At 68.5% G+C, this 24,640-nt stretch carries 17 protein-coding genes and 4 pseudogenes; 6 read left to right on the top strand and 15 right to left on the bottom strand.

Annotated features, from left to right (window positions below; translation table 11 throughout):
* Positions 1-92: 92 nt before the first annotated feature.
* The 5 genes and pseudogenes from AB0903_RS28920 to galE all read right to left on the bottom strand — a co-directional run.
* A pseudogene (locus AB0903_RS28920) lies at positions 93-1,217 on the bottom strand (glycosyltransferase family 4 protein); the annotation flags it as partial.
* Positions 1,217-2,170: a hypothetical protein gene (locus tag AB0903_RS28915; RefSeq protein WP_366707667.1), complete on the bottom strand. Its 954-nt coding sequence runs from the start codon at positions 2,168-2,170 to the stop codon at positions 1,217-1,219. The pseudogene AB0903_RS28920 and the gene AB0903_RS28915, both read right to left, overlap by 1 nt.
* The gene (locus AB0903_RS28910; protein ID WP_366707668.1) at positions 2,167-3,969 is read right to left on the bottom strand and encodes a stealth family protein; all 1,803 of its coding nucleotides are present in this window, start codon (positions 3,967-3,969) and stop codon (positions 2,167-2,169) included. Before AB0903_RS28910 ends, AB0903_RS28915 begins: the two co-directional genes overlap by 4 nt.
* A 289-nt stretch (positions 3,970-4,258) precedes the next feature.
* Complete coding sequence (locus AB0903_RS28905; protein WP_366707666.1) at positions 4,259-5,326, bottom strand: hypothetical protein; 1,068 nt, start codon at positions 5,324-5,326, stop codon at positions 4,259-4,261.
* 248 nt (positions 5,327-5,574) lie between these two features.
* Positions 5,575-6,561, bottom strand: a complete 987-nt coding sequence (gene galE, locus AB0903_RS28900) for a UDP-glucose 4-epimerase GalE (protein WP_366707665.1) — start codon at positions 6,559-6,561, stop codon at positions 5,575-5,577.
* A 170-nt stretch (positions 6,562-6,731) separates the two neighbouring features.
* Between galE and AB0903_RS28895 the strand changes: the two genes are divergently transcribed.
* Both AB0903_RS28895 and AB0903_RS28890 read left to right on the top strand, forming a co-directional pair.
* The gene (locus tag AB0903_RS28895) at positions 6,732-7,823 is read left to right on the top strand and encodes an LCP family protein (RefSeq protein ID WP_366707664.1); all 1,092 of its coding nucleotides are present in this window, start codon (positions 6,732-6,734) and stop codon (positions 7,821-7,823) included.
* Between the two features lie 96 nt (positions 7,824-7,919).
* Positions 7,920-8,291: pseudogene (locus AB0903_RS28890) on the top strand (NTP pyrophosphohydrolase); the annotation flags it as partial.
* A gap of 15 nt (positions 8,292-8,306) precedes the next feature.
* Here AB0903_RS28890 and AB0903_RS28885 read toward each other — a convergent pair.
* The 8 genes and pseudogenes from AB0903_RS28885 to AB0903_RS28850 all read right to left on the bottom strand — a co-directional run bounded on the left by AB0903_RS28885 (position 8,307) and on the right by AB0903_RS28850 (position 19,043).
* Positions 8,307-9,812: an amino acid permease gene (locus AB0903_RS28885; protein ID WP_366707663.1), complete on the bottom strand. Its 1,506-nt coding sequence runs from the start codon at positions 9,810-9,812 to the stop codon at positions 8,307-8,309.
* A 250-nt stretch (positions 9,813-10,062) separates the two neighbouring features.
* Entirely contained in the window at positions 10,063-11,979 is a 1,917-nt protein-coding gene (dxs, locus tag AB0903_RS28880) for a 1-deoxy-D-xylulose-5-phosphate synthase (protein WP_366707662.1), read from the bottom strand.
* 188 nt (positions 11,980-12,167) lie between these two features.
* Positions 12,168-13,457, bottom strand: coding sequence for a sugar ABC transporter permease (locus tag AB0903_RS28875; RefSeq protein WP_366707661.1), 1,290 nt, complete (start codon positions 13,455-13,457; stop codon positions 12,168-12,170).
* A complete protein-coding gene (locus tag AB0903_RS28870; protein WP_366707660.1) occupies positions 13,454-14,242 on the bottom strand; it encodes an ATP-binding cassette domain-containing protein in 789 nt (262 codons plus the stop codon). The genes AB0903_RS28875 and AB0903_RS28870 overlap by 4 nt, the downstream gene beginning before the upstream one ends.
* Before the next feature lie 292 nt (positions 14,243-14,534).
* Positions 14,535-15,647, bottom strand: coding sequence for a substrate-binding domain-containing protein (locus AB0903_RS28865; RefSeq protein ID WP_366707659.1), 1,113 nt, complete (start codon positions 15,645-15,647; stop codon positions 14,535-14,537).
* A gap of 122 nt (positions 15,648-15,769) precedes the next feature.
* Complete coding sequence (locus AB0903_RS28860; RefSeq protein ID WP_366707658.1) at positions 15,770-16,978, bottom strand: ROK family transcriptional regulator; 1,209 nt, start codon at positions 16,976-16,978, stop codon at positions 15,770-15,772.
* Positions 16,979-18,076: 1,098 nt separating this feature from the next.
* Positions 18,077-18,417, bottom strand: a pseudogene (locus AB0903_RS28855) (transposase); the annotation flags it as partial.
* Between the two features lie 125 nt (positions 18,418-18,542).
* Entirely contained in the window at positions 18,543-19,043 is a 501-nt protein-coding gene (locus AB0903_RS28850) for a hypothetical protein (protein ID WP_366707657.1), read from the bottom strand.
* A 679-nt stretch (positions 19,044-19,722) separates the two neighbouring features.
* On the opposite strand from AB0903_RS28850, the gene AB0903_RS28845 reads away from it, so the two are divergent.
* The 4 genes from AB0903_RS28845 (at position 19,723) to AB0903_RS28830 (ending at position 22,171) form a co-directional block, all read left to right on the top strand.
* A complete protein-coding gene (locus tag AB0903_RS28845; RefSeq protein WP_366707656.1) occupies positions 19,723-19,935 on the top strand; it encodes a molybdopterin cofactor-binding domain-containing protein in 213 nt (70 codons plus the stop codon).
* 200 nt (positions 19,936-20,135) lie between these two features.
* Positions 20,136-20,546, top strand: coding sequence for a molybdopterin cofactor-binding domain-containing protein (locus AB0903_RS28840; RefSeq protein ID WP_366707655.1), 411 nt, complete (start codon positions 20,136-20,138; stop codon positions 20,544-20,546).
* Between the two features lie 112 nt (positions 20,547-20,658).
* On the top strand, positions 20,659-21,147 hold the full coding sequence (locus AB0903_RS28835) for a hypothetical protein (protein ID WP_366707654.1): 489 nt from the start codon (positions 20,659-20,661) through the stop codon (positions 21,145-21,147).
* 70 nt (positions 21,148-21,217) lie between these two features.
* Positions 21,218-22,171: a hypothetical protein gene (locus AB0903_RS28830; RefSeq protein WP_366707653.1), complete on the top strand. Its 954-nt coding sequence runs from the start codon at positions 21,218-21,220 to the stop codon at positions 22,169-22,171.
* Between the two features lie 583 nt (positions 22,172-22,754).
* Here AB0903_RS28830 and AB0903_RS28825 read toward each other — a convergent pair.
* Together AB0903_RS28825 and AB0903_RS28820 are read right to left on the bottom strand one after the other, a co-directional pair.
* Positions 22,755-24,074 (bottom strand): ISL3 family transposase, encoded by a 1,320-nt coding sequence (locus tag AB0903_RS28825; protein ID WP_366707652.1) that lies wholly within the window; start codon positions 24,072-24,074, stop codon positions 22,755-22,757.
* 118 nt (positions 24,075-24,192) lie between these two features.
* Positions 24,193-24,450: pseudogene (locus AB0903_RS28820) on the bottom strand (hypothetical protein); the annotation flags it as partial.
* Positions 24,451-24,640 lie beyond the last annotated feature (190 nt).

The raw sequence follows: 24,640 nt of genomic DNA, 5'->3' as shown, positions 1-24,640 counted from the left end.
GCCGGGAGTCATACGCCCCCGACCAGCACGAGCACCCCGAAGCCCATGCACACCAGCCCCGTGACCTGCAACTTCACGATGCACACAACTCATTGTGCCGTGATCTGCGGCGGGTCGAAGCGGTGGATGGTCAAAGCGGCCTCGGCACCCATGTGGTGGCGCAGCGACTGGTCCTCGATCAGCCGGTTGAGCTGGTAGGCGAGTGCATCGACGTCGCCGTGCGGCACCAGAAGCCCGGACCGGCCGTCCAGGATGATCTCAGCGGGGCCGTTGGGGCAGTCGTAGGAGACCACCGGCACGCCGGCCGCCTGTGCTTCCATGAGAACCAGCGGGAACGCCTCGTTACGAGAGGTCATGAGGGCGATACTCGCCTTGGCCCACTCCTCCGCCAGGTGCGGGGTGTTGCCGTTGAGCTGGACACTGTCGTGCAGGCCGAGCTGGTTGATCTGGCGGCGCAGTGCGCCGGCCATCGGGCCGTCACCGAAGATGCGCAGCACCCAGTCGGGGTGGTACGGGGCGATTGCGGCCCAGGCGCTGAGAGCGTGGTCGAGCTGCTTCTCCCCCACCAGTCGGCCCGCGGTGACCACCGTGCGGGTCTCCAGCGTGGAGCGGGGACGAAAGCCGTGGGGCAGGGCGTTGGGGATGACGTCGATCCGCGGGGCGCTTTCGCCGAGCGTCTCGGCGAACCAGTCGCGGGTTCGGCCGCTGAGCACCGCCAGGGCATCCAGTCGCGCCGAGTACTTCAGAAGGGGTTCGCCGCTGGTGCCCCGCAGCTCGGACACCCGGTGCTCCTGGTGCACGGTGATGACGCGGCTCGGGGCGAGCTGCACCGCCAAGGCCATCAAGGCCGGGGTGGTGGTGATGAGGATGTCGGTGTCGGTGTGCTGGAGCGCGAGTTCCAGTTCGATGTCGGACAGCCGGTTGAACGCTGCCTCCCAGGCGCGGTCGACGAGCACGCTCGGCTGCCCCGCGAGGGCTGCGTACGCGTCATCGCCGAGGTCGGCCCGCCGAACGGGTCGGGCGATCGGGCCGGTCTGATCCACGAGGTAGTCGATACGGACCCGTTCGTCGATGGGAAAGAACAGCTGGGGTTGGCTGCGGAAGACACTCAGCACCCGCACGTCGTGACGCCCCACGAGTTCCGATGCCTGGTTGAAGACAGCGCGCTCCGTGCCTCCCACGGCATCAGCGGTGGTCAGCAGAAAGGTGATCTTCATCAGGTTCTCCGCCCGGCCTCGGGCATACGGCTGCAGGTGACACGGAAATTCCCCGCAGGGGTGTAGCGGGGCTGTACGAGCATGGGCGCCTGTCCCGGTGGGGCCACGCTCATGCGGTTGATGGCGAAGACACGGATGGGATTGCGAACGTCGTGCAGGCGCCGTCCGAGCCGCAGCCGCCATGCGCCGTCCGAGCAGAGCGTGACATCCCAGTGCTCCGTCGCACGCCGCTGCGGCGACATCTCCTCGAGGGGCACGGTGACCCGCAGGACTCCGTCACCGACATGGTCCACGGGCCGTTTGATCCGTCGTCCGGCCGCGGTGAACTCGGACCACGGCGCTGTCACATCGGCACCGAGGAGGCGGAAGTCCACGGTGAGTGCGGTGTGCGAGAGGTCGACCTTGACCACCTCCGCGGAGGGGCGGGCGTCGGCCGTCACCACGCGGAGGTTGCCCGTCAAGGAGCGTCCGAGTCTGTGCCGCTGGCCGGTCAGCGGGGAGGCAGGCATCGGTTTCGTCGGGCCGTCGTAGGGGCGCGGGGGCTCGACGAGAAGTAGCGGAATCCTGCTGGTCCGGCGACCGGTCCGCAGCCTCAGCCTCACCTTCCAGCGGCCGTTCGCAACGGGCACCCCACCGGCTTCGGCACCAAGCAGCACGACGGCGTCCATCAGGACGCTTCCCGTGTGGTCCTCGTAGACGCGCGCGGTGGCCTCGTACCGCTGCCGGCCTCGCTGGAGCACGACGTCGGCCCGGTCGGGCAGTCGGGTGCCACGGGGAAGGGCCGCGTGCAGGTTGGCCGTGTGGCCGTCGAGAACCGCGGCATAGAGCAGGCGCGCGGCCCGGTTGGCACGTATCGGCAAGAACACCCGCAGCATCAGCCACGAACGCCACGCGACGGCGCGTTCGGTGAGTCGAAGTCGGATACCGGCCAGATGCCTACGTCGCGGAATCATGCCTGTCCCATTCCAAGTTCTGCCGTACGCCTCGTCGGCAACGCCTCCGCGCCGGGGAGCTCATACGGGCTCGGCACAGGGAAGTAGCTCTCAAGGAAACGTTGCACCATGCGTTCTTGCGCAGCAGGGTCCTCGGGGACCACCGTGTCGTTGATGCAGAAGGTGTCGAAATCCCGCCGTGCCACGAGCCGATCGAGTCGACGCTGCGCCAAAGCGTCACCGATGTCCACGTACACGTAGCGCAGATTTCCCTGGGTCGCCCGAGCGGAGTGGTACGCGAAGTAGTGGTGGAGCGAGGACGCGATGGGCACGTCGTGCGGCGAGCGGAATTTCGAGTGCTGCGTCACATGATGCGCGCGCGCATATGTCTGCTCGATCTCGGCAAGCACAGAGCGCCGCAACGCGTGTGGCGTGTGTTTCATTTTCTGCGAAATGACCGTGCCGAACTGCTGGGCGATCAGGCCACGGCTGTTCTTTCCTGCAGCATCGACCGGCAGATCCTCGGGCGAGATACCTCCGGCCGGTATCAGCGCCTTGGACATGAAGAACTTGGTCAGGCCATTCGGATGGAAGAAGTGATCTGGACGCACCGGCCGACCGAAGAACACGTCGTCGTTGAGGTAGAGGAAGTGTTCCGACAGATCGGATATGTGATGCAGTTGGCTCTCGATGGCATGCGAGTTGAAGGTCGGCAGCGCGGAGGGATCGGAGAAGATCTCCCGGTGGTCCACGACCCGGAGCCCGGGGTACTCCGTGTTCAGCCAGCCCGGCGCCTGTCCTGCGGTCACGAGGAAGATGTTTCGCACCCACGGTGCGTACTGGTGGATGGAGCGCAGCGAGTACCGGAGTTCGTCACGGCTCTTGAAGCGCGCATCGTTGGCAGCCTGCTCATGGAGTTGCTCGGTGGTTCCCGGGTCCAGGCCGCGGCGTGCGGCTTCCTTGCCCGCGCGCCAGACCGGATCCGCATCGTCGACCCATGTGTACACGACGTCGATGGGGTAGGAGTGATCCTCGGGAAGCCGCGCCATGAACTCGCCGACGGTCGCCGTGTAGCCCGTGTGGTACTGGCTCGGCACCGGGCTGAAGAGCCTCTGTTCCGCCACGCGACGCCGGGCACCGACGGAGAGCTTGGTCACCACGGAATTGGGGCGGGGAGCGAGCAACTCACCTTGGTCCTCGGACCAGAACTCGAGATCGCACCCTGACTCAGGGCCGAAGATCAGATGGCCCGTGGGATCCGCGACGTTCCACGTCAGGCGGAGGACCTTGCTGTCGCGGAACCGCCGCCATGTCTGTCGGGAAGAGCCGGTCCGCAGTTGCCCGCCCGCCACCGGGCGGACGTAGCCCGGATTGCGGCCGAATGCCATCTGGAGCACTTCCTCGACGTCCGTGCGGTGACGCGAGGACACCGCGACGCACGGGACGCCTTGTCCCGTGCCGCGTACCGCGAAATACTCGATCTCGGCTTCCTCGAGGACGGCCACGAGCATGTGGAGGTTCCGGGCCCGCGCGGCCCATTCGGTGGCGCCCCGCACAACCGCCGCCCGGGCATGCTTGCCCTCGACCTTGATCACACGCATACCGGCGTCCACGCTGTGCCTCGCGTACTTGCGACGGCCGCCCAAGGCGCGGATGACGACTGCGGAGCGGGCCGAGTCGAAAGTCGCCAGGGTCCGCATGACCGTGTTCCGCAGTGGAGCGGGAACGCGCCGGACGATACGCCGACGAGCCCGGACCGGAACCAGTGAGCGATAAGTCGATACAAGCGCACTGGTCTCGGGATTACTGTCGCTCGCCACTGCTGTCTGCACCATCCATACACACAAGGGGACGAAGCCCCGTCCTACGTCTTCGCCCACCGAGCGTCTGTCTGCCTCCGGCCGCCGTCGCCAGGGGCACACCGCCGCAAGATCTTCACATCTTGAACGTCAACTGTCCATCACGAGTCCACTTGCGACCACTTCCGTTACGCAGACGACATCAGGCCATCGATTCAGCGCCGCGAGCTGTGGAATTGCTCACGACCCACTGTGAGAGGGCAGGTTCCGGATCCGCCCTGGATCTCCGACGGGCCCCGGCCCGGATCGGTCAGACGCGGACCGAGGGCGCGATCACGAGCCCCGGCTCAGCCGCCTGAACGGCGACACGCAGCGCGCCGCTGTCGTCGAGCGTGGCAAGCACGACGCGGCCGTACGCGTCGCACGCCAGGGCCGGCGGTGCGGCGCACCTCTCCACGGTCGCCGACCACCACAGGCCCGACGCCTCGTTCTCAGCGGCGCAGGCGGCGAGCATGACCGTGCCGTCGGGGCTCCGGCCGGCAAGCACGGTGCAGTCGTACCCGTCCAGCACGGCACGCAGCACGGCCGGGCGGCCTTCGATCGGCCCCCCGCCCAACGGGATCACCCACTCCCCCGGACGATGGGCCACAAGGCCGCCTGCCGCGGCGTCCGACCAGAAGTACGTGATCCGTTCAGGGGTGGACTCCAGCCCCACCATCGTCCCCGGGTCAGGGGAGATTCGGAGGTTCGGGCAGCGCTCCAACTCGCTCTGCGGGTCGGTCTGGCACCATCGCATCGCGCGTCCATTGGAGGCAGGGACCAGGAGCTCGATGCGTCCGGAAGCCGTCGTCACGGCAACCATTCCGTCCAGCGCCAACTGTCCCTGGAGGCTGCCCCAAGCCTGCCACCGACCCTTCGCGTCCTCCTTGCGCAAGGCGACGGCACCACCGTCGCTCGCCAGGAAGACGTGAACCGCCCCCGTCCCGCTCACCGCAACAGCGGGAGAGGTGACCAGCCGGGCCCTGTTCGGGTCTTTGTGCGGGTTGCCGAGCGGCCGCCACTGGGTCAGAGGGCGACCGGTCTGGTACTGAGTGGCGTGCACGACGGTGACCGACCCGTCGCCGGAGCTGACACGTCGCCCGACGGCGTGCACGAACCCATCGGCGCCCTGGGCCACCGACACATCCGAGAGAGACGGTGCCGGGAGGAACAGCGGCCCTTCCCACTCCGTTCCCGCAGGCTTCAGTTGCGTCCAGCGCAGCAGCCCGCCGTCGGCTCGGGCGAAGGCGGTCAGTCGGTGGTCCTTGCCACGGAAGAGTCGCGGACCCTCACCGGGCAAGGGGCGCGGCAAGGCAGCCCCGCCCGTACGTCCGGCCACCGAGCCTCCGGCTCCCGCCGTGGCGCGCCTCACCCGCATGACCCGCCCAAGCCCTTCTCGCCAGTCCCGATCCGGCCACACGGCCACAGCTCCACGGGCCTCTTTGCCCGGAGCACCCGGCCATCAGAGACAGGCCGAGCTTTGGAGAGCCTGCTGATCCATGACCCGGCAAGCTCCACCGAACATCAGTTTGCCACACGCTTCAAGCAGCCTTCACTCGGTCGTGAACCGGTGGTCGCCCGAGAGTGTCATCGCCGTGCATCCGGGTGCCGCAGGCACCATCCCTCCCAGGCAGACGCCACCATTTCCCGGACGTCGTGACGGGCCGTCCAGCCGAGCTCCTCACGGATACGGTCCGCAGAGGCGACGACCCTGGCGGGATCGCCGGCCCGGCGGCCGGTGACGAAGGGCGCCGCTTCGGCCCGATATCCGGTCACCTCGCCGATGAGTTCGATCATCTCTCGCACCGAGACCCCTGAGCCACGGCCGATGTTCACCGTCAAATCGGACCCCGGGTCACGGGCCGACAGGGCTCGGGCCGCGGCAAGATGCGCCGAGGCGATGTCCGCGACATGGATGAAGTCACGTTCGCACGTGCCGTCCGCCGTGTCGTAGTCGTCACCGAAGATCAGGGGCGCGGCACCTGCGGTCAGCTTCTCGAAAACCATGGGGACGAGATTGGACACCCCTGTGTCGGCGAGCTCAGCCGTGGCGGCACCCGCGACATTGAAGTAGCGCATGCCGGCCGTGGCCATGCCGTGCGCACGACCGGCCGCGCGCACCATCCACTCACCCACCAACTTCGTCTCGCCGTAGGGGTTGATCGGGGCGCAGGGGGTGTCTTCACCGACAAGCTTCACGTCGGGCATGCCGTACACGGCCGCGGACGAGGAGAACAGGAAAGCCCGCACTCCGCTTTCCCTGGACGCTTCCAGCAGCGACTGAAGGCCCTGGACGTTCTCACGGTAGTAGTGCAACGGAAGCTCGACCGATTCGGCAACCTGCTTCTTGGCGGCGAGGTGAATCACGCCGCGAACGGAGAGCTCGTCCATCGTGCGTCGCAGGTGAGCCCCGTCCAGTGTGGAGCCTTGGACGAACGGGACGTCCGCCGGAACACGGGAACGGTCCCCGGTCGAAAGGTCGTCGAAAACCGCGACCGCCTCGCCGGCTTCCCGCATCGCCAGGACGACATGTGCCCCGATGTAGCCGGCTCCACCTGTGATCAACCAAGTCATGAACGGATAATAGGTCGAGGTGACACCGCCACCTGCACGTACGTTCTCGTGATCGCCTGTTCTATAATGCGACGGTCAGTCATGCACTTACGGACCGGTCGCACCCCCCACCCGAGTCCCACGCACTCCACAGCCCGGCCAGGGCGATGAACTTGAGGACTCCAGACCGGATGAGCCACGACGACGGCATCACACCGAGCCCGCAGGGTGACGGACAGGCAAGGAAGGGCCGCAGATCGGCCCCTCGCAAGCGCCGTCGCGGGCTGAAGATCACGCTTGGAGTCGTAGCGGTCCTCCTGCTGGCTGCGGGCGGCACCGCCTACTGGCTCTACAGCAGCCTTGACGGCAACATCAAAGGCGTCGACATCGACAAGGCCATCGGCGACGACCGGCCGCAGAAGCTGCCGACGAGTGGTCAGAACCTGCTGGTGCTGGGGTCGGACTCGCGGGCCGGCAGCAACGGCGGGCTCGCCGGAGGCGACGTCAGCGGCGCCCGTTCGGACACCGCGCTCATGATCCACATACCCGAGGGCCGTGCCAGCGCCACCGCGGTCAGCATCCCCCGCGACACGCTGGTCACCCGGCCCGACTGTGTGAAGTCCGACGGCTCCACCCTGCCGTCCAAAGAGCGCGTGATGTTCAACTCCGTCTACTCCCTTGCCGGTCCGGCATGTGTGGTGAAGACCGTGGAGAAGATGTCCGGGGTCCGGATGGACCACTATCTGGAGATCGACTTCTCCGGCTTCAAGGACCTCGTGGACGCGATAGGCGGCGTCACCGTCGACGTGCAGGAGCCGATCCGCGACAAGGCGTCGGGCCTCGACCTCGAGGCCGGTCCGCACAAGTTGAACGGGACCGAGTCGCTCGCGTTCGTCCGTACCCGGCACGGCATCGGCGACGGCAGCGACCTGGGCCGGATCGGCCTCCAGCAGCAGTTCATGCTGGCGCTGCTCAAGGAGGTCAAGTCGCAGGACCTGCTCGGCAGTCCCGCCAAGTCCTTCAAGATCGCGGACTCGCTCACCCAGTCGCTGACGACCGACTCCGGACTCGACTCGCTCACCAAGCTCACCGACTTCGCGCGCAGCATGGACGGTGTCGATCCCGCCTCGATGGAGACGATCATGCTTCCGGTCGCCTACGACAAGATCGACCCGAACCGGGTCGTGGCCGCAGAGCCGCAGGCGACCGAACTGTGGAAGGCGATCCGCGAGGACACGGAGATCCCCGCCTCCGCGAAGAAGTCGCCCGCCACGGGCGGCTGACCACGATCCGCGTTTCCGCGCGGCCCCGGGCACCTGGTTCCGGCCAGGTGCCCGGGGCTTCCCGCGTTCCGACCCGCCACCTGCGACCCTGACCCCATGGACTGTCTCCCCGTGCTCCTCGTCGTCGACGGCGCCAATGTCGTCGGTTCCGTGCCCGACGGATGGTGGCGGGATCGGCGCGGTGCCGCCGAGCGGTTGCGGGACGCGCTGGTGGCGGTGGCGCGGGAGGGGATCGAGGGGTGGCCCGGGCCACTGGAGGTGGTGCTCGTGGTCGAGGGCGCGGCCCGGGGCGTGGCGTCCGTGCCGGAGGTGGCGGTCGAGTCCGCGCCCGGGAGCGGTGACGACAGGATCGTTCAGACCGTGAAGGCGGCGGCCGGGCGGGTGTGTGTCGTCGTCACCGCCGACCGGGGGCTGCGGCGGCGGGTCGAGGCGTACGGCGCGCGGTGCGTGGGTCCGCGTGCCGTACGGCGGCCGGCCGGCCGGTCAGTACTTCGCGTCGGAGCCCACCCGGCCCAGGCGGCTGTGGCTGCGCCCGTAGACGGCGTACACGACGCAGCCGAGCGCCATCCACACCGCGAAGCGGAACCAGGTCTCGACGGGCAGGTTGAGCATCAGCCACACCGAGGCGGCGACTGACAGGACCGGCAGCAGCGGCACCAACGGGGTGCGGAACGCGCGGTGCAGATCGGGGCGGGTGCGGCGCAGGATGATGACGCCGAGCGCGACGACGACGAACGCGAAGAGCGTGCCGATGTTCACCAGGGTCGCCAGCTCGTTGATGCTGGTGAAGCCGGCGACAACGGCGATGATCACACCGAGCAGGACGGTCGGGCGGTACGGGGTGCGGAACCGCGGGTGGGTCTTGGAGAAGAACCGCGGCAGCAGGCCGTCTCGGCTCATGGCGAAGAACACCCGGGTCTGGCCGAGCAGCAGGATCATGCACACCGTGGTCAGGCCGACGGCGGCGCCGAAGCTGATGACGCCCGCGTAGAACGGATGGCCGACGGACTTGAAGGCGTCGGCGAGCGGGGCACTGGTCGACAGTTCGGTGTAGTGCTGCATGCCGGTCACCACGAGGGAGACCGCGACGTAGAGCACGGTGCAGATGAGGAGCGACCCGAGGATGCCGCGCGGCATGTCGCGCTGCGGCACCTTGGTCTCCTCGGCGGCGGTGGCCACCACGTCGAAGCCGATGAAGGCGAAGAAGACGACGGACGCGGCCGTGAAGATGCCCATGACCCCGAAGTTGGTGGGCTCGTAGCCGAACAGCAGCTGGACCAGGGGCGCGTCCCAGCCCGAGCCCTCGATCCGGCCCTGTGCCTCGGGGATGAAGGGGTCGTAGTTGGCGGCCTCGACGAAGAACAGGCCCGCGACGATCACGATGAGGACGACGCCGACCTTGATGGCAACGACGATCGCGGTGATCCGGGCGGAGAGCTTCATGCCCATGACGAGGATGGCGGTCAGCACGAGGATGAGCAGGAACGCCAGGAGGTCGAAGGCGCCGCCTTCCACATCGGGCCCTTGCAGCGCCGCGGGCAGATGCCAGTCCGCGTTGTCCATCAGCGAGCGCACATAGCCGGACCAGCCGACCGCGACGACCGCGGTGCCGAGGGCGAACTCGAGCACCAGGTCCCAGCCGATGATCCAGGCCGGCAGTTCACCGAGCGAGGCGTACGAGAAGGTGTAGGCGGAACCGGCCACCGGGACGGTCGAGGCGAACTCGGCGTAGCAGAGGGCCGCGAGGGCGCAGACCACCGCGGCGGCGACGAACGCGAGCGCGGTGGCGGGGCCGGCGGTCTCCTTGGCGACCTTGCCCGTGAGGACGAAGATGCCGGTGCCGATGATGACGCCCACGCCGAAGACCGTGAGGTCCAGCGCCGAGAGCGACTTCCTGAGCGCGTGCTCCGGCTCCTCCGTGTCCCTGATCGACTGCTCGATCGATTTGGTACGGAGGACGCCGCCCGCGGGGTCTGTCTCAGTGCTCACCGCTGTACCTCCACGCTCGTCGTCCCGACCATGATCGGGACGACGGGTGGCCGGTACGGCGCCGGACGGGGTGGAGTTCAACCGAATGGGCCGGGGGGACCACCCTTGCAGGGTGGTCCCCCCGGCTGTGAACCGTACTTGTGCACCCGCTCTTGTGCGCACGGCGCCGTACCGACGGTCGGCCCCTTCCACGGCGCGTTCGCGCTCACGTGCAAGGGGCCGACACGGATCGGTGGCGGGTGGGTCTCTGTCAGTCGCGAGCGGGTTCGACCGCCTCGCTGTCGATGCGGCCGTCGAGCTTGGAGACCAGTCCGGTGACCTGCCGGGCGATGTCCGGCGCGGTCAGGCCGATCTCCGCGAGCACCTCGCCGCGGGAGGCGTGGTCGAGGAAGCGCGGCGGGATGCCGAAGTCACGCAGCGGAACGTCGACGCCCGCGTCGCGCAGCGCCTGGGCGATCGTCGAACCGACGCCGCCGACCCTGCTGTTGTCCTCGACCGTGACGACCACCCGGTGCTGCTCGGCGAGCGGCGCCAGCGCCTCGTCGACCGGCTTGACCCAGCGCGGGTCCACGACGGTGGTGGAGATGCCCTGGGCGTCCAGCAGGTCGGCGATCTCCAGGCACATCGGGGCGAGGGCACCCACGGAGACCAGGAGCACGTCGGGCCGCTCCGCGTCGCCGGGGCGACGCAGTACGTCCATGCCGCCGGCCTTGCCGACGGCCTTGACTGCGGGGCCGACCGCGCCCTTGGAGAAGCGGACCACGGTCGGCGCGTCGTCGACGTCGACGGCCTCGCGCAGCTGGGCGCGGACCTGGTCGGCGTCGCGCGGGGCGGCGATCCGCAGGCCGGGCACCACCTGGAGGATCGACATGTCCCACATACCGTTGTGGGAGGCGCCGTCGGTGCCGGTGACACCGGCCCGGTCCAGTACGAAGGTCACACCGCACTTGTGGAGGGCGACGTCCATGAGGACCTGGTCGAAGGCACGGTTGAGGAAGGTGGCGTAGACGGCGAAGACGGGATGCACCCCGCCGGTCGCCAGGCCCGCCGCGGAGACCGCGCCGTGCTGCTCGGCGATGCCGACGTCGTAGACCCGGTCGGGGAATGCCTTGGCGAACTTGTCGAGGCCGACGGGCTGGAGCATCGCGGCCGTGATGGCGACGACGTCCTCGCGCTCCTTGCCGAGCTTGACCATCTCCTCGCCGAAGACGGAGGTCCAGTCGAGCCCGGAGCTGGAGATGGGCAGACCGGTGTCGGGGTGGATCTTGCCGACGGCGTGGAAGCGGTCCGCCTCGTCCGCCAGGGCGGGCTGGTAGCCGCGGCCCTTCTCAGTGAGGCAGTGCACGATGACCGGGCCGCCGAAGCGCTTGGCGCGGGCGAGGGCCGACTCGAGCGCCTCGATGTCGTGGCCGTCGATGGGGCCGACGTACTTCAGGCCGAGGTCCTCGAACATGCCCTGCGGGGCGATGAAGTCCTTGAGGCCCTTCTTGGCACCGTGCAGCGTGCCGTACAGCGGCCTGCCGACGACGGGGGTCCGCTCGAGCAGGTCCTTGCCGCGGGCGAGGAAGCGCTCGTAGCCGTCGGTGGTGCGCAGGGTGGCGAGGTGGTTGGCGAGGCCGCCGATGGTCGGGGCGTACGAGCGCTCGTTGTCGTTGACGACGATGACGAGCGGGCGGTCCTTGGCGGCGGCGATGTTGTTGAGCGCCTCCCAGGCCATGCCGCCGGTGAGGGCCCCGTCGCCGATGACGGCGACGACGTGGTCGCCCTTCCTCAGCACCTCGTTGGCCTTGGCGAGGCCGTCGGCCCAGCCGAGCACGGTGGAGGCGTGCGAGTTCTCGATGACGTCGTGGTCGGACTCGGCCTGCGAGGGGTAGCCGGACAGGCCGCCCTTCATCTTGAGCCGGGAGAAGTCCTGCCGGCCGGTCAGCAGCTTGTGGACATAGCTCTGGTGCCCCGTGTCCCAGAGCACCTTGTCCTTCGGGGACTCGAAGACCCGGTGGAGGGCGATGGTCAACTCGACCACGCCGAGGTTGGGCCCCAGGTGTCCGCCGGTCTTGGAGACTGCGTCCACCAGGAAGGTCCGGATCTCCGCGGCCAGCTGCTCCAGCTGCTCCGGGCCGAGTCGATCCAGGTCACGCGGTCCCCTGATACGGGATAGCAGAGCCACCCGTGCCTCCTTGCATTCGAGCTGCCTTCGAGCTGATCGAGTCGAAGCTGATCGTGCCGTACCGATTGACCGAGTCTAATGTTCCGCACACGCGCCGCATCACAGGGCGGTGCGTACCGTGTCACGCCTATGACATACGCACGACAGTGCCCGGCACCGCGGAGCGGTGCCGGGCACTGGGGGTGTTACTAGGCGCGACCTGCGGTCCTCTGCGTCTTGCGGGTGATCGAGTCGATCACCACGGTCGCCAGCAGGACACCGCCGGTGATCATGTAGACCACCGGGGTCCTGATGCCCTCCAGCGCGAGGCCGTACTGGATGGAGACGATCACCATGGCGCCGAGCAGCGCGTTCCAGGTGCGGCCCCGGCCACCGAAGAGGCTGGTGCCGCCGATGACGGCCGCCGCGATGACGTTCATCAGCAGCTCTCCGGCGCCGGCGCTCTGGTTGGCCGCCGCGATCTTGGACGCCCAGAACAGACCGCCGACGGCCGCGAAGAAGCCCGCGATGGAGAAGACGGAGATCCGTACGGCGGTGACGTTGATGCCGGCGCGCCGCGATGCCTCGACGCTGCCGCCGAGGGCGAAGACCTTGCGTCCGTAGGAAGTGCGGCGGAGCACGAAGTCCGTGATGACCAGCGCGGCGAGGAAGAGCACCAGGGCCAGCGGCAGACCGCGGTACTGGTTGAACACGGCCGCGGCCGCGAAGGCCACGACGCCGAGCAGTGCCGTACGCAGCAGCGTGTCGGACAGCGGCCGGGACGGCACGCCGGCGGCGTCACGGCGACGGTTGTCGAAGAACGACGAGAGGAAGAACACGGCCACGGCGGCCGCGGCGAGGCCGTAAGCGGCCGCCACGTCGGAGAAGAAGTACGTGGTCATCCGACCGACCACGCCCTCCGAGTCCAGGTTGATCGTGCCGGTGTCACCGAGCATCTGGAGCATGAAGCCCTGCCAGAACAGCAGGCCCGCCAGTGTGACGGCGAAGGCGGGGGCGCCGATCCTGGCGAAGAAGAAGCCGTGCAGGGCGCCGATGACCGCACCGCCGGCGAGGGCGATGAGCACGGCGAGCCACTCGTTCATGCCGTTGGTGACGCTCAGTACGGCTGCGAGGGCCCCGGAGACGCCGCTGACCGCGCCGACGGACAGGTCGATCTCGCCGAGCAGCAGCACGAAGATGATGCCGACGGCCATCATGCCGGTGCCGACCATCGTGACCGAGATGTCGGTGAGGTTCTTCGCCGAGAGGAACTGGGAGTTCATGCTCTGGAAGATGACGGCGATGACGATCAGGCCGATGACCACCGGGATGGACCCCAGGTCGCCGGCGTGCATCTTCCGCTTGAACTCCGACCAGTAGCCCTTGACGCCCTGCTCGCGCACCAGCAGCCGCGGGTCGACGGCGGTGAGCGCGTCGTGCGCGGCGTCCGGGTTGACGACCGGCGGGTCCGCGGGGGTCGAGGTCTTTTCCGTGGTCACTTCTGAACCTCCGCGTTGCGCGCCGCACGGCGGGTCACGGCGTTGTCCGTGGCACCGGTGATGGCGGAGATGATCTCTTCCTGCGAGGTCGACTTGACGTCGAAGATCCCGTTGTTGCGGCCGAGTCGCAGTACGGCCACCTTGTCGGCCACGGCCTTGACGTCGGCCATGTTGTGGCTGATCAGGATCACGGCGTGGCCGCGCTCCCGCAGCCGCTCCACCAGGTCGAGCACCTGTGCGGTCTGCTCGACACCGAGGGCGGCGGTGGGCTCGTCGAGAATGACGAGCTGGGGCTCGCCGAGCATCGACCGAGCGATCGCCACGGTCTGGCGCTGACCGCCGGAGAGCGAGGCGATCGGGATACGGACACTGGGGATGCGGATCGAGAGCGTCTTGAGGAGCTCAAGGGCCCGGCGCTCCATCTCGACCTCGTCGAGCACGCCGCGCTTGTGCAGCTCCCGGCCCAGGTAGAGGTTGCCGACGACGTCGATGTTGTCGCAGAGCGCGAGGTCCTGGTAGACGGTCGCGATGCCGAGGCTCTGGGCGTCGTGCGGACGGTTGATCGACACGCCCCTGCCCTCCCATTCGATGACGCCTTCATCGATGGGATGCACGCCGGCGATCGTCTTGACCAGCGTGGACTTTCCGGCGCCGTTGTCGCCGACCAGCGCGACCACCTCGCCGGCGTGGACCTCAAGCTCTACGTCGGTGAGCGCCTGGACGGCACCGAACCGCTTGGAGACCCCGCGCAACGCCAACACGGGCGTAGCGGACACGTGAACCATCTCCTTCGCCGCCTGACCGGCGGGGATGCCGCACCGCCGGGGTGAGGCGGCGCGGAGGCTGAGCAGTATGGGCTGAAAATGTGAAGAGCTGAAGCGGAGAGAATCGGGTGAACATTCCGTCCGGTGCCCCGCCCCCGGCGGGGGACGGATGGGGAGGCGGGGCACCGAAGGGTTCATGCGGGACGTCGCGGCCCCGGCGGACATCGATCCCGGCGGGGGTGGCCGCGTGTCCCGGCAAGGGGCCGGAGCACCCCGGTCGGACCCGGGGGCTCCGGCGAGCCCGAGCGGGACCTTACTTCAGGCCGAGCTTGTCACATGCGGCCTGGAGCTTCGGGGTGCAGATCTCCTGGACCGTGTAGACGCCGTCCTTGACGACGGTGTCCTTGATGTTGTCCTGGGTCAGCGAGACGACCGGGACGAGAACGGCCGGAACACCCTTGGTGGTGGGGCTGTCGACCGTGGACTTGGCGATCGAGTCGAGCTTCTCGCCCTTGGCGAGGGCCACGGCCATCTCGGCGGCGGCGGACGCCTCGGGAGCGTACGGCTTGTAGACGCTCATGAACTGCTCGCCGGCGACGATGCGCTGCACACCGGAGATCTCGGCGTCCTGGCCGGTGACCGGCGGGAGCGGGGAGACGCCGGCGGCCTTGAGGGCGGTGATGATGCCGCCCGCCATGCCGTCGTTGGCGGAGTAGACGCCGACGATCTTGTCCTTGCCGAGGGCCGAGATCGCGGCCTCCATGTTGGCGTTGGCGTTCTCCGGCTTCCACTCCTTGGTGTCGTACTCCTTGCCGATGTTCACCTTGCCGTCGAGCTCGGCGTGGGCGCCCTTCTTGAACAGCGCGGCGTTCGGGTCGGTGACCGAGCCGTTCATCATGACGATCTGGCCGGACTCGGCCTTGTCGCCCAATGCCTCCAGCAGCGCCTTGCCCTGCACCCGGCCGACCTCTTCGTTGTCGAAGGAGGTGTAGGCGTCGATGGGGCCCTCGGCGAGGCGGTCGTAGGCGACGACCGGGATGCCGGCGTCCTTGGCCTTCTTCACGCTGTTGGCGATGGCCTTGGAGTCCACGGCGTCCAGGATCAGGGCGTCGACCTTGTTGGTGATCATGGTCTCGACCTGCTGGGACTGCTGTGTGGCGTCCTGCTTGGCGTTGGCGTAGACGACCTCCGCCTTGCCGTTCGTGAGCTCGCTGATCTTCTTCTCGATGAGCGGCTTGTCGAACTTCTCGTAACGAGCGGTCTGGTTCTCCGGAAGGAGCAGGCCGATCGTGATGTCGTCGCCCTTCTTGGGGCTCGACTCGTTCGAGCCTTCGTCCGAGCCACCGGCCTGGCCGCAGGCGGCCAGCGAAACGGCCATCGCAGAGGCGGCGAGACCAACAGCGGCACGACGCAGATGTGCGTTCACGATGAGAAACCTCCCTGACGAGGCCGCGTCGCTGCGGCCGAGGTGGCTGGAAGTCAACTCGGCCGCGCCGTCACCGTCAAGGAGTAAATCCTTAACGAGACGACAACGGTGCCATTCGTTATCTAAGTGAAGGCAGGCGTACCGACGTGCAGTGCACTGTCAGACCCTTGCAAAAGCGTTGAATCACCCATTTCGCTGAGCACGAGCGCCAGCGCGCCGAGCACCTCGGCACGCCCGCCCAAGGCCCCCGGAGCCACCGAGAGCTGCCTCGCCGCGCTGGGAATCGCGTAGCGGGAGACGGACTCGCGGATCGGCCCCAGTACCAACTCTCCAGCTTCCGCCAGATCCCCGCCGAGCACCACTCGGCTGGGGTTGAGGAGGTTGCACAGGTTCGCCACGCCGCTGCCGATGTGACGGCCCACGTCGGCCACGACACGACGGCAGCCCGGATCGCCCTCACGGGCGAGCTGCACGACGCGTTCCATGGTCAGTTCGGCGCCGTGGCTCGGTTGCAGCAGCGGCAGCACGTACCTGGCGGCGGCGAAGGTCTCCAGACAGCCTCGGTTGCCACAACGGCAGACCGGGCCCGACTCGTCCAGCGTGATGTGCCCGATCTCCCCGGCCGTACCGCCGGGGCCCCGGTAGATCTGGCCGTCTATCACCAGTCCGGCGCCGACACCGCTCGCCACCTTGATGTACGCCAGATCCTTGACCCCGCGGCCACTGCCCCAGACCAGCTCGCCGAGCGCGCCGAGGTTGGCGTCGTTGTCCACGTAGACCGGCACACCCAGACGTGCCGACAGCTCCTCGCTGGGGTTGATGCCCGTCCAGCCCGGCAGGATCGCCGTCGAACCCAGCGTGCCCGACTCCACGTCGATGGGGCCCGGCACACCGAGCCCCACGCCGACCACCTTGCCCGGCGCGATCCCCGTCGCCTCGATCAGCCGGTTGACCAGCGCCTCCGCCCGGCCGAAGCCCTCCGCGGACGACGCGTCGACATCGAGCGGCTCGGCCTCCTCCGCGAGCACCTGGTGCGCGAGGTTGCCGATGGCCACGCGCAGGTGCGTATGGCCGAAGTCGACGCCGATCACGATGCCGGCGTCACCGCTGAGCGAGACGCTGCGGGCTCTGCGGCCGCCCGCCGAGGTGGGCGTCACCTCCACCGTGCCACCGTCCTTGAGCTCACGGACGATGTTGGAGACGGTGGCCGCGGAGAGGCCGGTGCTCCTCGCGATCTCCGCCTGCGTCAGCGAGCCCGCCATGCGGACGGCACGCACGACGCGCTCGAGATTGGCCCGGTGCAGAGATGTCTGCGACCCCGGAGTCTCCATTGACTCATCCACTCCTGCCCCCGGTGGACGGCGCGACGGCCGCCCCCGGCCGGGGCGACGTGATGGCGGCCCCGGCGTCTCTCCAACTTGTGAACTCTGAGTTCAACCTTTTGGTGCTTATCCCGTCAAGACCTTGAGCAGGGGCGTTACGCCCTGGCGGGCGTGGCCGGATCTTTGCCCTGGCCCTCGACCTGGCCCGGCCCGGGCCTGGTGCGCCTCTGCCGGTGGGGGCCGCGGAGGTCGCGGCGTGGCGTCGCCCGGCTGCGTCTGTGGGGGGCGTGGTGCGGAGGTCGGGGCCTGCGGGAGGTCAGGGCCTGCGGGAGGGGGTGCGCAGATCGGGGCGTCGCGTCGCCTGGCTGCGTCTGTGGGGGGTGGTGCCGGGGGTCGGGGCCTCCGGAGGGCGTGCGCGGATCAGGGCGTCGCGTCGCCTGGCTGCGTCTGTGGGGGGTGCGGAGGGGCGGTGCGCGGATCAGGGCGTCGCGTCCCCCGGCCGCCACCGCCGGGGGTGGTGCCGGGGGTCGGGGCCTCCGGAGGGCGTGCGCGGATCGGGGCGTCGCGTCGCCTGGCTGCGTCTGTGGGGGGTGCGGAGGGGCGGTGCGCGGATCAGGGCGTCGCGTCCCCCGGCCGCCTCCGCCGGGGGTGGTGCCGGGGGTCGGGGCCTCCGGAGGGGGGTGGCCGGAATGGCTTTCCTCACCGCGCTGCGCGCGAGTTGCGACGCTTTACTTCCGGACACCCCCCTCCTACGACCCCGCCCCCCTCCCGACGACCGACGGACCGGACGGTTGGCGGTCGCCGCTACTGGCCGTGCCACTTCCGGCAGAGGGGAACGAAACCAACTACTGGGCAGTTCTCTTGCCTCAGCCGGTCGTTGGTCTGGGGATGCCGTTGACTGACGCCCATGGGCGCGGAGCGGACTCGGAGCGGGGTGGCCGGTGGCGCGATCGCGTTCAAGTTCCAGACCGGAACGTAGTGGGTTCACCTGCCGGGGAAGTACGGGGAACAACCGGCTCCGGACGGGGGCCGTCGATGGCACCCGGGAGCGCGTGTTCACCGCGCGGGTGGTGCAGGCCGACGAGGATCCGAACTGGGCGGTCCCGGTTTTCCCTCAGCGTTTTCGCGGTCGTAGAACCGCCGAGAGTTCGGGTGGTGGCGGACGCTGACCAGCCCCGAGGTGTGGAGGACACGCTGAAGCATTCGGTGGTGGACCACAGGCCGGTGCACGTTGCCGCTGGCTCGCGCGGCCTGGGGGCGACACCGGCGAAGGCCGCCAGGGCGTCCGGGGAGTCGAACTCCGCCAGGTCGCCGCCGACGGCTGCCAGGAACTCTGCACCGAGGGTGGCGCCGATGCCGGGGACGCGCACAATGATCTCGGCGAGTTCGTACTCGCGAAGCCGGCCCTCGATGAGGTTGTCCATCTCGGCGATCTGCTCGTCCTCGGCCGGAGCGTGGGCCGGCCCGGCTTCGGGGACTCCACGCAAGCGGGGTCGGCTCGCCACGACCCGCACCCCACGCAACAGCGTCCTGCTGCCGGAGCGGGCCCTGGCACCGGCCGAGGAGCAGGAAATCAGGCGGTGGCCGTGATCGTGCGGACCCAGTCGGTCATCGCACGGTCGTCGTACACCTTGATTGTCACTTTCCTGCCCTCCGGAATGTTCAGATCCACCTTCTTGACATCCCAGGCTGCGGACGTACCCGCGGGCGTGTACAGCCCGTACCGTCCACCATCACCTTCATAGGACACCTTGTAGTAGAGGCCGTCACCGTCGTTCGCGACGTCGTACATCCACAGTATTTCGTCGTACGGATGGAATTCGACCTTTGCCACCGCGTAGCCACTCGCGTTGCCGAAGACGGCCTTTCTCCCTATCCCACCGTCGTCCTCCTTGAAGTAGGTGCCGTCGATGTCGTCGTTGAAACGGCAGGGGCAGTTGACCGTGTGCACGCCGTCGTCCTGGAGGATCCTCGGGTTGGGGTTGTAGGCGCTCGCCGGTGCTGCGGTCGTGGCAGTGACGGCGAGTGCGGCAGAAACCGCTCCGACAAGGGACGCGACTGTCCGATTACGCATCTTCATCCTTCGATTGCGTCAACGATTCACATGGACGTACTCCGCGCAAGGAAGGGGCCCTTCTTCACCCCCCGCTGCACAGAATCAGTTTGAGCGTGCAGGTGAGAGCAGCGTCGCTGGTTTCCCTGCAACTGGCGCGAGTTCGGGTCGTTGCAGGCGGAGATCTTCGCGGTAAGGGCGCCTCCGCCATCCATGCCCCCTCGACCTGTGCGCGCCGATCAGGAGCGTGGCTCCTACGTGAAAGTCGGGTGCTGTGCAAAGCGATCGTGATCGTGATCGTGACCATCCGCCACCCCCTGTTGGTATCTCATCACCGCGTATGGGATATCCCGGGACGTGTCCGGCTCCGACCTGCGGCCACGTGCAAGAGATCGGGATGCAGTGGGACGCCTGAGACGACGCCTGGGACACGAGTTGCACCGTCATGTCCTGGCGCAGTGCCTCTCACCGCTGAGCGGAGAGAGAGTCCGGCGTTCGCCCTCGCCGGGATTGGTGTTCCTTGATCGGTTCGGCGCGTTCGACGCTCTTCCCAACGTGGGTCTTCGATCTTGAGCGGTGCGCCTCGCCTGACACCCTGACTCTTCGTCACAGTCGGTGACCCGGCCCCATCGGCGCCGAGGCCGGCCTCGCCGTCCCGCGCCCCGATCCACGACGGCATCGCGACGGTGATCTGCGCGCGGTGGAGACCGGCCAGGGCTTCTCCACGCTCGCCCGCCAGAACCTCCAGGAGACACTGGGGATCGACGAGGTCCGAGTGGTCTCGGTCGACACCGACCAGCCCCCGGCGGGCCCGGCGGCCCACGGCCGCCACACCTGGGTCTCGGGCGGCGCGGTCGAGCGGGCCGCCAAGATGGTCCGTACCCGGCTCCTCCAGCCCCTGGCCCACAAGTGAGGTATGTCCACGGAGCTTCTCCAGATCACCGACGGCAAGATCACCTCGTACGACGGCGTGCTCTCCACGACGGTCACCGAGGCGATGGACGGCAAGGAACTGTGGGCGACGGCCCAGTGCCGCCCCACCCCACGGAGCCACTGGACGAGGCGGGCCAGGGTGACGCTTTCGTGGGCCTGGCCTTCTGAGCGATCCGCGCGGTGGTGGACGTCGACATCGAAATCGGCTCCATCCGCGTGGTCGAGATGGCGGTGGCAGGACATGGGCCGCGTCCTGAATCCGGCCCAACTGGCCACCGCATCGAGGCGGGCATCCCCCAGGGCGTCGGCACGGCCCTGACGGAGAACTTCCGCACCACCCGAGGCCTGCTCCGCCACCCGGACCTCACCGGGTACGCCCTCCCCACATTCCTGGACGCCCCGGACATCCGCATCGTGAAACTGGTGGAGGAGCGGGATGTCGTCGCGCCCTTCGGGGCGAAGGCCGCGGGTGCGGTGCCGGTGGTGACGTCCCCGGCGGCGGTGGCCTCCGCGGTGCGCGCGGCCACGGGCAGGCCGGTCAACCGGCTGCCCATCCGGCCGCAGGCGGCGGTCGCTGTCACTGACTTGTAACGGATGGATATGTCCAATTTCTGAGGGTATGAGGCGGGTTGCTGGATGCGACGTGCGGCAAGATCGGTCAATAATCGGATCTTGCACGTCACATCCTGTCGCCAGGAGGGTCATGTCTTTCGAAGAAGAGTGGGCCGGTCTCAAGGCGGCGACCGCTGCCCGTATGCAGCTGAACGGTGCGCCGACGATGGACCCGCACCCTTCACCGTCCGACGGCGACCTCGTCATCTACGACGACGAGCTGGGCAAGATCGGCCACTCTGCCTATCTGCTGCACAACAACCTGAAGGCCGACGGGAAACACGCCCAGACCACGAGCAAGGCCGCCGGTACGAGCCTGACGGCGGACGGTTTCGAGACCGGCAAGGCGCTGACCGATGCGGCCAAGGTGTGGGAGAAGCAGGTCGGGACGCTGCTCGACGCCTGCGCACACATCTCCAACCATCTTGATTTCACCAAGGCGTCGAAGAAGAAGGACGACGAGTGGGTCGCCGCTCAGGTCGGCGCGTCAAAGATCTCCAAGTACTACGACGTGCCCGAGGAGAGGCCCGCCGACTCCGGCGCACCTTCGGTGACGAAGCCGCAGGGCCCGATCATCTGATCCCCCACACTCCCCGGCCCCCCACTTCCCCCCACCCGCGTACAGGTTCTGGTCGCTAGGCGAGGTACCCATGCTGGTGTTCCAGCAGCTTCTCAATCTGAAGACGAAGCCGCTCGACGAGGCGATCGACGACTGGGTCGCCATGCTCAAGAAGCTCAAGGAACTCGCCAAGGGCGCCGGGGATATGGGCACCTACGCACAGGGGACGGCCTGGAAGGGCAAGAACGCCAACGTCACCAAGCCGTTCGTGACGAGGACGGTGTACGAGTTCCAGGACGCGGTGACGCAAGCCGAGAGCATCCTCAATCTGCTCAAGGACGCCCACAGCACGTTCACCAAGGCCAAGGCCGACCTGAAGGCGATCTACGAGAACCCGCCCAAGGGCCTCACCATCGCCCCCGATGGCGTTGTCGGCTACCGGGAGGACTCCGACGCCGACGAAGGCGCGGCCGAGGCGCTCCTCAAACGGATGGAGGCCGTGCTCCAGCGCGCGGTGGACGCGGACGCGGCCTGTGCCTGGGGCCTGGCGAACCTCACCAAGGACAGCCGCGAATTCAACAGCCTGCACTACGGCTCACTGAAGGACGCGGCGGCGGGCGCGGCCAACGAAGCGCAAATGAGGCTGGACGAGTTGCAGCACCAGCCCGAGCCAAAGTGGGGCAGCGGCACCATCAAGCCGGTGGCCGAATTCCTCAGCTACCGCTCGTGGATGAACAGTGGCGAGTACTTCCTGCGCGGTGACATGGACAAGGGCTGGAAGTACTTCATGGGTGGTGCGCCCTCGGCATCTGCCGGCCTGGTCGCCGGCGGCCTGGAGAAGAACATCGGCGGCGGCGGGCTGCACCGTAAACCGTCCGCGGTGAACATACTGGGCAAGTTCGGCGGCAAGGTATTCGGCGCACCGGTAGCGGTCGTGGCCACCGTGGTCGACTTCTATTACACCCCGCCGGGATCAAACAAGGAGCCGGGCGACGAAAAGATTCTCGCCCCCGATGCACCGCCCCGGGTGGAGTACAACAAATGAAGCACGCGAGCAACAAACCCACCTCATACCGCGGACCTTTCTCCTCCAACTGGCTGAAACCCAGAGGGCATCGCACATTCCTCCTCGGAATCGGCGCCTCGGTGGTCGGCTTCGCGGGCGCCCTCAGAAGATTGCTCGAGGGATCCGGAATCCTGCCGGTCCTCGGATTCTTCGCGGCGGGTGTGCTCGGAGTGACGCTCACAGTCGCGTGGATCGTGACGTACGCGAAGGAACACTGAGCCCGGCGAAGGACTCTCCTCTCCTGCCCCGGTGGTCTGCGGCGGTTGGTCATCGACCACTTGGCGGCTCACGCCATGAAGGCGTTCACCGCCACCCGCATCGGCCGGGGCTATCGAGAAGCCTGAGTGCGTGCCCCGCCGCACATGGGAGGTCGTACTCATGCCGCCGACGGTGTCGCCGCCGCAGCATGGGTGCACCGGATCACCGTCGCCTGGGCAGGAGTCCCAGCCCATGGACCGCGCACCGCTGTATGCTCCCGCCGGACCGGCATCGGCCCGCGCGCCGTTTCCCCGCGGCTCCGTCCAGCGGTCCGCAGCCACGGACACGGCGGGTCGATGGGTCTTCAATGTTGAGCGGTGCGGAGGTGTCCGCGGGCTCGGCGGGTGGTGACGCAGCGCGTGCGTAGGCGTTGGTCCTCTGCGCTGCGGAAGCCGAAGGCGTTGCGGGCGACGAGCTTGATCACGCGGTTGATGCCCTCGCTCTTGGCGTTGCTGTGGCCGGTGTCGAGGAATGCGGCGATCTCCGCCCACCACCGGTCCACGGTCACGGCCAGCCGGACGACCTCGGGGATGTCCGAGTCCGCGCACCAGGTGAGGAACTTCCATCGGACATGGCCGATTTGGTGTCGGTCGGCGCTGGTGCGGGCCAGGGCGAGGAGATTGCGCAGGCTCTCCTTCGCGATCCACGCGGTCAGCAGCGTCTGCCCGATCTGCCCCTCGTCCAGCAGTGGGTTCCACATCTTTGCGAACTGCTCATCGGTGAGGTCCTCGCGGTTGCGCAGGAGACGTCGTCTGGCCTTCCATTCCGGGTCGCTGGCGCGTCCGCGTCGGCCGCGGGCCTCGGCGGTGGTGCGGCGCCTGAGTGTGGAGAGCATTTTGTTGGCGAGCTGGACAATGTGGAAGTGGTCGACCACGACGGTGGCGTCGGGCAGGCCGGTGCGGATCGCGGCGCGGTAGGTGGCCGACATGTCGATGGCGACGTGGGTGATGTTCTTGCGCCAGGTCAGCGGCGTGGTGGACAGCCAGGCCAGGACGTCGGCGACGGTGCGGCTCTCGACCTGGCCGAGCAGCCCGCCGTGGCCCAGCGCGTCGACGAACCCGGTGTGCCACCGATCCCGGGTCAGGCGCCACTTGCCGGACTCGGGGTCCTGCTCCCACTTCGTCCTGCCCCGCCGGGTCTCGTCGACGCCGAGCACCATCACCTCGGGCAGCGGGGCGTCGACGACCTCGCGCGCCGATATGCGGAAGGCACCCATCACCGTCGGCCAGGACAGATGCAGGTCGCGGGCGGCCTGGATGACCGTGGAGCCGGCATCGCGCACCCGGCGCCCGGCCGCCTGGCGCAGCCGGGCGGTGATCCGCGCCCCGGCCGGTATCTGGGCGACGCTCTCGGTAAACGACTTCCTCGGGCACTTCGGCTCGCGGCACCACCAGCGGCGCTTGTGCCACAACAGCACCAGCCCGCGCTCCCCGTAGGGAAGATCCCGAGGACGGGTCCGGGCTGTGCCCTTCACCTTCCAGGCGAAGGCCCCGCACTCCGGGCAGGCGCGAGCCGTTTCCTCCGCCGTGGCCAGATGCACCCGGCGGGTGCCGTCCTCAAGCCGCTCGACCCGTATGACGGACACCCCGTCGAGGTCGAGCAGCAACGACGTATCGTTGACCACGCCCGTGGCTCCCACATGATCGTTCTGCCTAGAGAACAGAAATGATCACTCAGGACCACGGGCTCCTTGCATCAGGGGGCACCAATGACCCCCACAGGTGACCGACTGTGACGAAGAGTCAGGCTGTCAGGCGAGGCGCACCGCTCAAGATCGAAGACCCCCCAACGTCGTGGCGCCTGGCCCGTTGCTTGTTCTTCGAGCCGGGAGGCCGTCCGGAGCCTGGTCGGGACGCCTTCAGCGCGCTTGCCGGGCGGGCTCTGTACGTTCGCGCGGACGTTGCGAACCCCCGGCAGACACGGGCGGGGGTGAGGCGGCGGGGTTCCGCGGGCCGTTCCCAGGGGCGACGGAGGCCCTCGGCGAGGGCCCGGGCGAGGCGGGAATGGTCGTCGACGCCAGGCGTCCTCCACCGCGCGGCGGGCCGGGCGCAGGCGTCCGGTGCCGGTCAGGCGTGCACGCCGGGCACGAGGGCCTTCCGACCGTTCGGAGTGGACGTCGCAATCCACACCGAACCCGGACTGCTCAGCCGGGACCGGGCCCCGCCCGAGAGCGTGACCCGGTGCGACGGC

Source organism: Streptomyces sp. NPDC048389 (genome assembly GCF_040706335.1).
Lineage (GTDB): Bacteria > Actinomycetota > Actinomycetes > Streptomycetales > Streptomycetaceae > Streptomyces.
The sequence above is the reverse complement of the archived record's forward strand: the minus strand, read 5'-3'. Positions and strand labels throughout refer to the sequence as shown.

Coding starts and splice junctions, on each gene's coding strand:
- AB0903_RS28915 (WP_366707667.1), bottom strand. CDS start 2,170: ATGATTCCGCGACGTAGGCATCTGGCCGGTATCCGACTTCGACTCACC.
- galE (WP_366707665.1), bottom strand. CDS start 6,561: ATGACTTGGTTGATCACAGGTGGAGCCGGCTACATCGGGGCACATGTC.
- AB0903_RS28895 (WP_366707664.1), top strand. CDS start 6,732: ATGAGCCACGACGACGGCATCACACCGAGCCCGCAGGGTGACGGACAG.
- AB0903_RS28870 (WP_366707660.1), bottom strand. CDS start 14,242: ATGGTTCACGTGTCCGCTACGCCCGTGTTGGCGTTGCGCGGGGTCTCC.
- AB0903_RS28860 (WP_366707658.1), bottom strand. CDS start 16,978: ATGGAGACTCCGGGGTCGCAGACATCTCTGCACCGGGCCAATCTCGAG.
- AB0903_RS28850 (WP_366707657.1), bottom strand. CDS start 19,043: ATGCGTAATCGGACAGTCGCGTCCCTTGTCGGAGCGGTTTCTGCCGCA.
- AB0903_RS28835 (WP_366707654.1), top strand. CDS start 20,659: ATGTCTTTCGAAGAAGAGTGGGCCGGTCTCAAGGCGGCGACCGCTGCC.
- AB0903_RS28830 (WP_366707653.1), top strand. CDS start 21,218: ATGCTGGTGTTCCAGCAGCTTCTCAATCTGAAGACGAAGCCGCTCGAC.